At 45.1% G+C, this 11,538-nt stretch carries 9 protein-coding genes and 1 pseudogene; all 10 read left to right on the top strand.

Annotation, left to right across the window (positions count from 1 at the left end):
- Nucleotides 1–779 (top strand): rhodanese-like domain-containing protein (locus tag SFV55_RS00090; protein WP_320027400.1); only part of this gene is annotated, 779 nt, incomplete at its 5' end.
- A gap of 335 nt (nucleotides 780–1,114) precedes the next feature.
- Nucleotides 1,115–2,230 carry a tetratricopeptide repeat protein gene (locus SFV55_RS00085; RefSeq protein WP_320027399.1) on the top strand — a complete coding sequence of 372 codons (1,116 nt, stop codon included), beginning with the start codon at nucleotides 1,115–1,117 and terminating at the stop codon, nucleotides 2,228–2,230.
- 182 nt (nucleotides 2,231–2,412) lie between these two features.
- Nucleotides 2,413–4,413 carry an ATP-binding protein gene (locus SFV55_RS00080; protein ID WP_320027398.1) on the top strand — a complete coding sequence of 667 codons (2,001 nt, stop codon included), beginning with the start codon at nucleotides 2,413–2,415 and terminating at the stop codon, nucleotides 4,411–4,413.
- Nucleotides 4,414–4,512: 99 nt separating this feature from the next.
- Entirely contained in the window at nucleotides 4,513–5,865 is a 1,353-nt protein-coding gene (locus SFV55_RS00075) for an ATP-binding protein (RefSeq protein ID WP_320027397.1), read from the top strand.
- Nucleotides 5,840–5,956 (top strand): annotated as a pseudogene (locus SFV55_RS30140) (ATP-binding protein); the annotation flags it as partial. The gene SFV55_RS00075 and the pseudogene SFV55_RS30140, both read left to right, overlap by 26 nt.
- Nucleotides 5,957–6,096: 140 nt before the next feature.
- Entirely contained in the window at nucleotides 6,097–6,648 is a 552-nt protein-coding gene (locus tag SFV55_RS00070) for a hypothetical protein (RefSeq protein ID WP_320027396.1), read from the top strand.
- Entirely contained in the window at nucleotides 6,596–7,357 is a 762-nt protein-coding gene (locus tag SFV55_RS00065; RefSeq protein ID WP_320027395.1) for a DUF418 domain-containing protein, read from the top strand. Before SFV55_RS00070 ends, SFV55_RS00065 begins: the two co-directional genes overlap by 53 nt.
- A complete protein-coding gene (locus SFV55_RS00060) occupies nucleotides 7,354–8,529 on the top strand; it encodes a C45 family peptidase (protein WP_320027394.1) in 1,176 nt (391 codons plus the stop codon). The genes SFV55_RS00065 and SFV55_RS00060 overlap by 4 nt, the downstream gene beginning before the upstream one ends.
- Before the next feature lie 105 nt (nucleotides 8,530–8,634).
- Nucleotides 8,635–10,059: an AAA family ATPase gene (locus SFV55_RS00055; RefSeq protein WP_320027393.1), complete on the top strand. Its 1,425-nt coding sequence runs from the start codon at nucleotides 8,635–8,637 to the stop codon at nucleotides 10,057–10,059.
- 103 nt (nucleotides 10,060–10,162) lie between these two features.
- Nucleotides 10,163–11,476, top strand: a complete 1,314-nt coding sequence (locus SFV55_RS00050) for a DUF418 domain-containing protein (protein ID WP_320027392.1) — start codon at nucleotides 10,163–10,165, stop codon at nucleotides 11,474–11,476.
- The last annotated feature ends 62 nt before the right edge of the window (nucleotides 11,477–11,538 follow it).

The following is an 11,538-nucleotide window of genomic DNA, read 5'->3' as shown; positions in this document are numbered from 1 at the left end:
TGGAACATTTAGACATCGACCTGTTGATCACCTGGCTGCGCGAAAAAAGTGGCGTCAAAAAACCGCTTGAACTATCAACTGATCCGGTAACAGGAGATGTAGCGCTTGGAAAAAAACTGTACAACAAAACCTGTGCAAGTTGCCATGGCGTGAAGGGTGAAGGCCTTAGTGCCCCGGCCTTGGGGAACCCTATGTTTTTGGCCACCGCAAGCGATGCTTTTTTGCGCTATGCCATTGCGGAAGGCCGAGACAGCACTCCCATGCGGGCATTCAAAGACGAACTCAAGAAGGAAGAAATAGACGGCCTCACGGCTTATATCCGCAGTCGTGCTTCGGGCTGGAACGCGCCTGGCGCAGTGGTGATCAAAGAACCACTTCCTAAAGATTACATCCTGAACCCCAAAAAGAAGGCGCCCAAATTCACCTTGCGTGAAGGCAAATACGTGCCTGCCGAACAAGTACTCAAAGCAATACAAGACAAATCCCGCATGGTGATCCTTGATGCGCGCTCCAAAGCTGGCTGGCATCAAAGCCATATTCCGGGTGCGGTTCCGGTTCCCTATTATGAGGAGCCCGATTCCTTCATCAAAGACATGCCCAAAGACGGTACCTGGATCGTGGTGTATTGTGCCTGTCCGCACGCGGCCTCTGAAAAAGTGGTGAGTACGCTGCGGCGATTGGGCTATAAAAACACCGCCATCATTGACGAGGGCATTATTGTGTGGACCAATCGGGGGTATCCGGTGCAGTATGGGGAAGGTGATGTGGCAAAAAAATAGATTTGTTGCAATAGAAGGGGGGATTTTGAATAGACTTGAGGTAATTTGGTTGTCAGATAGGTAAAGTGATGCCTGGTGATTTTGTGACAAGGCTTTTTCGAGTGAAGAGTTCCGAGTACATGAGTTTAGAATTTAGAAGTGAAGTTACGAATTTAGAAGTGGGCTACCGCAGCGGCTCAGGCCAGGGCAATGTCTAAGTCGTTGCGGCAGCCCACTTCTAAAATCGCAAGTCATGTATTCGGAACTCGTCACTCAAAAAAAACAAAATCATCAATTAATTGATAATCAAATCAAAAAAGTCTACTACTCAATAAAAACAACAATCCAGTCAGTCCATGAAAAAAACACTTCATACAATCACCATAATCTGTCTCTTTATCCTGACATCCCCAAGATTGGGGCAAACCCAAACCCAGGACAAACTTTTGTTCCATTGCCCTCCCCTACCCCAAAGCACGACGCCCCCCACTCCACGTGCCCATAGCATGGCCGATTCTCTGGCGAAGGAAGCACTGATCCCCTTGGATGTGGAAACCGAAGCCCGGATTGCCAAGGTTAACTCCCGGTCTCGGCAGTCAACAAAAGCAGACTCTGCCAGGGTGCGGGCTTTTTTTGAGCTGCTGGGCTCGGTGCATGGTTCCTTGCACCGCTATGCCGGGATACCTGTACAAGATAAGTTGGCAAAAGCTTTGGCCGATTTGCAGCAGGCCTTGGTACTGAATCCGGATTTGATAGCAGCGCTCCATTCCATCGCGCTGATCGCTGCCCGGGGCGGGCACGACTATACCTACGCCGAAGCCCTGTATTTGCGTGCCCTTCAAATTGAGCCAGCCAACGCAATCATCCATTTCGACTACGCTGAATTATTGACTTACCAGGGAAAATTTGAAGCGGCGTTTCGGTATGCCGAAACAGCCATGGCCCTCGCCGACCAGCCGAGCAAAGATATCTACCAGTGGAGGATAATGCGGATGCACTACATGGCCAAAAACTACGACTGGGTGATCAACCAATGTGATCAGCACATTGAAAAAACAGACCAGGAAGACTTCTGGAACAATGGCTGGCCCGCCTATTATTACAAAGGGCTGGCCCTGGCAGAACAGGAAAAATATGACCAGGCTTTGGAGGCAGAATTGTTGACCTATGCGTTTTTGAGCACGGATGGATTCAACCTGGCCAGCTCGGCGCGCGCTTACGCTATGGCCGGTGATACTGCAGTCGGCAAGCGGGTGCTGGCTGCGGTTTTGGAGCCAGATTTTGAGTGGATGCCCTATGAAATAGCAACGGCTTACGAAGCGCTCGGCGATTTTGACAATACCTTTCTATGGCTAAATATCGCAGCAGACGAAGGTGATGAATGGCTCCGCTGGCTCAAGCTCGACCCGCGCTGGAAACGCATCCGGAATGATCCGAGGTTTAAGAAAGTTCAGGAACGTGCGGGCGGGTAAGTGTCATTGGTATTTGCTCTATTCCATTCGGAGCCCATTTCCTACCATTCGGAAGATCAAACGCCGCATTGGGAAAGACTTTTTGTATTCCTGCTTCCCGATGCTTACATTTATAAGGTAAAGCAAGCTCTATCATCAGCGCCTTTTTTAAAAAACATTTAAAACTCAATTAAGATATAGTCATGAAAGTTAAATTAATTTTTGTTTGGTTTTTCACTTTAATCAATAGTGTGGTGGTCATGACTCAAAACCATCCAAATAAATATATTGATAGTTTATTCAACCTATCACTGGAGTACGAAAAAAATACAATAGATAGTTGCAAAATCATAGGCGAAGAAATACTAACATATGCTAAAAAAAGAAATGATATAGATGGCATGGCATTAGGCTATCTAAGTCATTCGAGGTACTATGACCACATGGGTGACTATGCTCAATCGGTAGAGTATGCTTTTAAAGCAAAAAAACTATTTGATGATGGACGCTCTGATAATAAAGCCATTCTAGCCAAGATATTACTGCAAATAGGCATAATGTATATGCTTATCGATCAACTTGAGATTAGCATTGAGTATTTTGAAGAAGGTATAGATATTGCTCAAAAACATCCAGTGGATTCTCTTGATAGGCTTTTCTTATTGGTACAGATTGCTCGGTCAAAATTTGACCTGCATAGAAATGACTCCTTAGAGGCTATTGTCAAAAAAGTATCGGATATTGAACCTTCCTCTGATAATACCAATCTGCTTACAGCCAGAAACATTTTGCTTAGTAAGATAGCATTGTCTCAGGGCAATCTATCAAAAACTATGGCATACTTTAATGAGATAAAAGATTTTTGCTCGAAATATAATAATCAGTTTTTTTTAGCTGCCAGTTTAAGCGCCCTGGGGGGAATGTATTTTAAATCCAACCAACAGGACACTGCTATTTATTATGCCAATCAAACTATTCAAATCAGTCAAAAATACAATTACAACAGACATTTGTTGTCAGCCTCCGAATTATTAATCAAAATTTACAATCAACAAAATCAAAAAGATAGTGTATTGAAATATTTAAAATTGAAAATAAAAGCCAATGAAGTGCTATATGGAAAAGATCAATTGGCTCACTTACTTTTAATAGCAAATAGAGAAAAAATACAAAAGAAAGATATAGAGCTTTTAGAACAAAAAAATAAAGCCACGACAAATCTGCTATTGTTTGGTTCTATCGGTATTTTATTGATATTGGGTATGTTATTTCTGAGTTACAGAAATAGGCAAAAATCTAAAATCAACGAATTCCTAAGCCGTCAAAAACAAAATATCGAATCTAAAAATCAAGAACTAGAACAAACATTATCACTTTTAAAATCCACCCAAGCCCAACTCATCCAATCCGAAAAACTCGCCTCCCTGGGTGAGCTCACCGCGGGCATTGCGCACGAAATACAAAACCCGCTGAATTTCGTCAATAATTTCGCGGAAGTCAGTGCGGAAATGCTGGGTGAAATGAAAGACGAACTAAAAGCAGGCAACACAGCCGAAGCCATCGAAATCGCCGACGATTTGCAACAAAACCTCAGCAAAATCAACCACCACGGCCAACGCGCTTCCTCCATCGTAAAAGGGATGCTCGAGCATTCACGGGTGAGTACAGGTGTAAAGGAACCCACTGATCTCAATGCCCTGGCTGATGAATACCTGCGTTTGGCGTATCATGGCTTGCGGGCGAAGGACAATTCTTTCAATGCTACGATAGAGACACATTTTGATCCTGATTTGCTGCTGGTTTCGGTCATTCCGCAGGACATTGGGCGGGTGCTGCTGAATTTGATCAACAATGCGTTTTATGCGGTTGCTGAGCGTAGCCGAAGCATGGTGCATCAACGCGACGTAGAGACGTTGCATGCAACGTCTCTACAACATCCCGCATACCAACCCACCGTTACCGTTTCCACCCAAAAAACGGGTGATCAGATCATCATCAAGGTGCAAGACAACGGCAATGGCATTCCTGAATCCATCCGCGACAAAATCTTTCAACCCTTCTTCACCACCAAGCCTACTGGGCAAGGGACGGGTTTGGGGCTGAGTTTGGCGTATGATATTGTGACGATGGGGCATGGGGGTAGTTTGGAAGTGGATAGTACAGCGGAACATGGCACAATTTTCTCCATAAAAATTCCCATTTAAAATAAAACCTACCGTTTTGATTCAAAAATCACCATTAAATACTACCTTTTTATTACAAAAACATACTAAATTTACTGTCGCTATTTGAAATCTACAACTATGTACCATCGCAATATCCTTGAAGAACTTGTTAAGTGGCGACATTCTCAGAATCGCAAACCTTTGATTATTAGAGGTGCAAGGCAGGTTGGTAAAACAACCGTGGTACAGCAATTCGCCCTCCAATACCAGCAGTTCATTTACCTCAACCTTGAAAGGAAAGAAGATGCCCTTATTTTTCAAAATTATACCCGTTTTCCTACCCTGGTTGAAGCTATTTTTTTTCTCAAAGACAAAAACATTCAACAAGCAGACACTCTGATTTTTATTGATGAGATACAGGAGGTACCGGAAGCCATTAACTTATTGCGGTATTTTTATGAAGATTTTCCTCAATTGCATGTCGTTGCCGCAGGATCATTGCTCGAAGCTGTTTTGCATGAAAACATGACCATGCCAGTAGGTCGGGTTGAGTTCAAAGTGTTGCGCCCCATGTCTTTTGAAGAGTTTTTGGACGCAATGGGTGAAAAAGCGGCACTACAGCAGTACCGTACGATTCCCGTTGCTGATTTTGCCCATGATAAATTGCTGCAACTGTTTCATACCTACACCCTCATTGGTGGGATGCCTGAGATCATCGCTCATTATGTTGAAAACCGTAACCTCACTGCATTGATTCCCATCTATGAATCGCTCTTGGTTTCGTATATGAATGATGTTGAGAAATACGCCCGCAACAGTACCATGGTACAAGTGATTCGACATGTGATCAAAAGCATGAGTGTAGAAGCAGGAACGCGTATCAAATTTCAACACTTTGGACAGTCCAACTACGGCAGCAGAGAAGTAGGCGAAGCCATTAGAACCATCGAAAAAGCACTACTTTTGTATTTGGTTTATCCTTGCACAGGTACTTCGCTCCCCCTCTTTCCCGACAAAAAAAAATCGCCTCGGCTGCAATTGCTGGACACGGGTTTGATGAATCATTTGGCCGGAATTCAAAAAGAAATCATTAGCACACCTGATTTAGACCTGGTGTATAAGGGTAAGGTAGCCGAGCACATCGTAGGACAGGAACTTCTGGCCATACAATACAATGTCCTCAGCGAACTCCATTTCTGGACCCGTGAAAAGAAAGATGCAACCGCCGAGGTGGACTATGTTTATATTTATGATGGCCATATCATCCCCATAGAGGTAAAGTCGGGGGCTACAGGTCGTTTGCGATCTTTACACGCTTTTATGGAGCATTCCCCTCAACAACTGGCCGTGAGGTTTTATGGCGGAAAGTTAAGCATCAACACCCTGGATACCCCAAGTGGGAAGGTTTATCACTTACTCAATTTACCTTACTACCTTACTGGGCAAATCGAGAAATATTTAGCCTGGTTTGGGGCTGAGTTTGGTGTATGATATTGTGGTGAAGGGGCATGGGGGGACTTTAAGCGTATCTAGCACACCCGGAGCAACAACAAATTTTGAGTTTCAGTTACCCGTGATTTAGGGGTAGATGCTTTGCTTGTATAAGTACCGATGAAAAAATTCCCTTCCCTCACTTACTTCTCCTCTTTTGGCTGTAATAAAGGATTAAAAAACCAATGAAACGGTAGTGACACCCCTTTTTCATAAAATCAATTTTCGTTTATGGACAAGCATACCATCGCCCCGATCCAAAGCAAAGACCGCGAAGTCTTCATGGACGTGCTCCGGGGTTTTGCCATTTTGGGCATCCTCATCGCCAACTTGACGGTTGGCGGATTGGGTTGGGGGCCTAATCGGGTCGAATCAAGCCCTTTTTTACTCCCTGAACTGGACAAGCAACTCAACTTCCTGTATGCGATGTTCATTGAGGGGAAGTTTTATTCCATTTTCAGTTTGTTGTTTGGCTGGGGCATTGCGCTACAAATACAACGTGGCCTTGACAAGGGAAGTGACGCTCTCCCAACCATCAGAAGGCGCTTGTTCTTCATGTTGCTGCTCGGATTTGGGCATATCCTGATTTGGCCAGGCGATATCGTGCTGTTTTATGCCATGCTTGGTTTCCTGCTGCTGCCACTCCGGCGCTTTTCGGACAGAGCCGATTACGGGTGCAGTGTTGATCTGCTCACCAATAGCATTATATGCTGCAAAAATGCAGTGGGCCATGGTGAACGCGCCTGCCAATTTCCTACATTTAATCGGGGAAAATGTATTTAAACAACTAAGCGGTGTACAGTCCGAAGGCGACTATGAAGCCTGGTTTAAACAGGCCAATTGGTGGGGTGTACTCAAACTCAATATTGCAGGTATTTTTCATCGTTTTGGCTATTTGTTTTTGGTAAGCAGAACCCCTAAAGTTTTGGGCATGTTTTTAATTGGGTTCGTATTGGGGCGTTCCAATTTTTACAAAAACATCGCCCAGCACAAAAAGACGGTGTATTGGATCATCGGCTTGGGTTTGCTCATTGGTTTGCCTGCAAATTATGTTTTGGCCTACTACGTGCACAATTTTGATGGCGATTATTACCAATTGAAAATAAATGGGCTTTACCAAACCATGGCTTATGCCTTTGGGGTTGCACCTTTGGCAATGGCGTATGTCGGTATGTTTATGCTGTGTTTTCAAACGGGTTTCGGTAGAAAAGCCATGCTTGTCATCGCCCCGGTTGGCAAAATGGCTTTCAGCAATTATGTATCGCATTCGCTCGTCTGTCAGTTTGTTTTCCTATCCCAAGGTCTGAACTATGGTGGCAAACTAGGCACCTTCTATTTAACCGTTTTTGCCATTGCCCTTTTCACCCTGCAAATACTCATCAGTACCGTTTGGCTGCGCTATTTTAACTATGGCCCACTGGAATGGGTCTGGCGGAGTTTGACGTATGGGAAAGCCCAATCTTTTACAAAAGCACAAACCGTTTTAGCATGAATAACACCTTCATCCTCTGCTGCCTGTTTTGCACAGCCTTGTTCCAAAATGTAGGAGCGCAATCCGCAGCGAACCCTAATCCACCTCAGCGCCGCCTTCGTGAAGTCAGCTTCCACGGCAGCGGCTACGCCCGCGGCCTGCAACACGGCCAACAACTGAAAAAAGAAATCGGCCAAATTGTTGCCAAATGGAAAAAAAGCGTGGAAAGTGAGTTGAAGAAACCTGCTGACGACGTTGTGGCGGCATTTTTTACCTACGCCCACTTCGATGCAGCCATCAAAAAATGGACACCCGATTTGTATGAAGAGGTGCGCGGCATCGCCGACGGTTCGGGGCAGGCCTTCAACGACATCATGGTACACAATCTGCTCGACGAGTTTTGGGTGTGGCAAGATGCCCGCGACAAACACCATTGCAGCGGCATGGGTGTACCCGCCCGCGACGGTAACCCCGGCTACATTGCCCAAAACATGGACCTGGAAGGCTACACCGACGGTTATCAGGTCTTGATGCGTTTGGCAAAAACCAAACAAACGCCCGAACAACTCATCCTGACCTATCCCGGCCTCATCGCCCTCAATGGGCTGAACGAAGCGGGCATCGGAGCCTGTATGAACACCCTGATGCAACTCAAAGCCAACCCAACTGGTTTGCCCGTTGCTTTCGTCGTGCGGCGCATCCTCAACAGCACCAACAAAGAAGAGATACTGCGCTTCATCCAAAGTGTACCCCATGCGTCGGGGCAAAACTACATCATCGGCATCAAAGGCGAAGTCTATGACTTTGAAGCCTCTTGCAACAAAGTCGTACGTTTTGACCCTAAAAACACCAACGGAACGGTGTACCACACCAACCACCCCATCGCCAACGATGACCTGAAAGACTGGTACAAGGAACCGGAAAAAGGAAACAGTGCCATCCGCCTTGCTTCAGTGCAGGAACGAATCGCCTCGCTTCCCATCGCCAATGACGCCGACATCAAAGCCACCTTGCGTGCCAAAGATGACCCGAGCAACCCCGTTTGTCGTGCTTTCAACGGCTGGGGTGGCACCTTTGGCTCAGTGGTAATGACCCTGACCGGCAATCCCAAACTGCAAATCACCGCCGGGCCGCCGGATGAGTCGGAGTACAAGGAAGTGCAGTTTGGTAAGGGCAAAAGAAAAACTGAATAAGGCTGAGGAGTGTTTTGGCGATTTTTTCAAAAAAACAGCTATAAGTCGCGGAATCTATGTAAATTTGACACATTCCGCGACTTATAACCATTATTTGATGCTTTCATGCTGATTGGACGAGAAAAAGAACAGGAAACACTACGCAGGGCCTTGCAATCAAATCAATCAGAATTGGTTGCCATCATTGGCCGACGGCGGGTAGGTAAAACCCACCTGATTGGCTCGGTTTATGCCGATAAAATACGCTTTGAAACATCGGGCGTACAAAATGCGTCGTTGAAAGAACAACTGAATAATTTTCAATTTCAACTAAAAAAGGCTTTTGGGACACTGGCCCCCGAAAAGCCACTCAAAACATGGCAAGAGGCCTTTTTTACTTTGATCAACTGTTGGGAGCAAGACCCCTCCAGCTATCAAAATGTCCTCTTTTTTGATGAACTACCCTGGTTGGCTACCCGCAAATCTGGATTTTTAAATGCGTTGAGTTTCTTTTGGAATACCTGGGCTGTAAAAAATAAGGTGGTGGTGGTGATCTGCGGCTCGGCTGCTTCCTGGATGATCGATAAAATAGTGAACGACAAAGGAGGTTTACACAATCGAATCACCAAACGGATTGATCTGTATCCGTTTACCCTCGCCGAAACCGAAGCATTTCTGAAAGAACGAGGCGTTGTGCTCAACCGCTTTCAAGTATTACAGATTTACATGGCAATGGGCGGTATTCCCCATTATTTGAATGAAGTTGTGCCCGGAAAAAGCGCCATTCAAAATATTGAAGACATTTGTTTCTCAAATAGCGGGATGCTGCGCAAAGAGTTTGGCCGTTTGTATCCCGCCCTGTTTGAAAATGCCGAAAATCATATTGCCGTGATTCGATCTTTGGCGGAAAAAAGGTCAGGGATGAGTCGCTTAGGAATTTTACAAGCAACGGGTTTACCGGATGGTGGAGGAATGTCCACCTGCCTCGAAGAGTTAGAAGCATCCGGCTTTATTTCTGCTTATCCGAGTTTTGAAAAAAAGAAGAAAGATCTGGTTTATCGTTTGACCGATGAATACTCGCTGTTTTTCCTAAAGTTTATCGAACCCATGTCCTTCCAAGGCGATGACATCTGGAAACACCTCAGCCAAACGCAAGCCTTCAAGACCTGGTGTGGCTATGCTTTTGAAAACATTTGCCTGAAACATATTCCTCAAATCAAAAAAACACTGGGTATTTCAGGTATCTACACAGAAGCGTCCACTTTTTATCAAAAAGGAAAAGGTGATGAACAGGGTGTACAGATTGATCTGCTTTTAGATCGGAATGACAATACCATTAATCTGTTTGAGCTTAAATTTCATGCTACCCCTTATGTTTTTACCAAAAAAGACGCAGATGCTTTTCGCACCAAAAAAGCGCTCTTTCAGCATTACACTCAAACCCGCAAACACATTTTTCTAAGCTTCTTGTCTGTTTATGGCATTCTGGACAATGAACACAGTATCGGTTTGGTGGACAATAGCATTGTACTAGATGCTTTGTTTTTATAAAGAACGATGAAAAAATTCCCTTCCCTCACTTACCTCTCCTCTATCGACCGCAATAAAGGGTTAAGATGTCTTTCCTAATTTTCAACACGAATTGAAATACCTTATGACTATCCAAAGCACCCTTCAACCTACGGCAAAGTCCGAGCGCATTTCTGCGCTGGACATCATCAGAGGCATTTCCCTCTTTGGCATTCTGTTAATGAACATCATCAATTTCGGCTTGTACAAAGCCTATTTCGACCCCACCAACAGCGGCGGGGCTACGGGCTGGAATCTAACGGTGTGGTGGATGAATACGCTGTTTTTTGAAGGCACCATGCGCGGCATGTTTTCCATGTTGTTTGGAGCAGGCATTCTGCTGTTTACAGGCCGTTCATCCGAAAACCAGCAAGGCAGCGCCGCAACTGACCTTTTTTTCCGCCGCTTGTGGTGGATGCTGATTTTTGGGATCATTCATTGTTACCTGTTGCTCTGGGAAGGCGATGTATTGTATTGCTACGCGCTGGTGGGTATGTTTGCTTTCAGCTTCAGGCACCTGGCACCTAAACAGCTGATCACGGGCACTGTTGTGATCCTGCTCCTGGCCACTGCATGGAACTTCAATGATTATTTTCAGGTGAAAAACACTTATGAGGCCTCCGTTGCGGCAAGTTTAAAGCAAGAAAAAGGACAAACCTTAACGAAAAAAGAAACAGCAGCCATTGAAAAATGGACGGCGAAAGTCAAAGAAGCAAAGGCCAGCCCCGAGGGCTTGAAAAAGGAAATGGTGGCAAGGAGTAAGGGCTATTGGAGCATTGTGATGCACAAAGCCCCGGATAATATGGCAGCAGAAACCTTTTTTGTGTACCGATACAATTTTCTGGATACCCTCGCCATGATGCTATGGGGAATGGCCTTTTTCAAAATGGGCATCCTTAGCGCGCTTAAATCAAGGCGGTTCTATTTGCTGATGGCTTTAATCGGTTATGGCATCGGCATTCCCGTCAATTATTATGAGGGCTGGCTACCAGTATCCCATCATTTCTCCGTTGAGTCCATTTATCAATCCTGGTTGACTTACGATTTGGGAAGAGTGGCCACTACTTGTGGGCATGTAGCGCTCATCATGCTATTTGTCAAATCCGGTATTTTGCCCTTTTTGCAAAAAGCCCTGGCTGCTGTCGGGCAAATGGCTTTTACCAATTACGTCTCCCATTCGATTATCTGCAATTTTATTTTCCTGGGCTATGGCTTGTCGATGTACGGCAAATTGCAGCGCTACGAGTTGTATTACATTGTGGTCGGAATCTGGATTTTTCAATTGATTGTCAGCCCAATATGGTTGAAATATTACCGTTTTGGCCCCTTGGAATGGGTGTGGAGGAGTTTGACGTATTGGAAAATGCAACCTTTTTCAAAAGTGCAACCCAAAAAGTAAAAAATAACTTCATCATCACCTGTAAGGAAAATATTTTAGCATGAAAAACACCATCTTCCTCC

The sequence above is a fragment of the Haliscomenobacter sp. genome (genome assembly GCF_033763495.1).
Taxonomy (GTDB): Bacteria; Bacteroidota; Bacteroidia; order Chitinophagales; family Saprospiraceae; genus Haliscomenobacter.
Note: the sequence above shows the minus strand (reverse complement) of the source record. Positions and strands in the feature narration are given on the sequence as shown.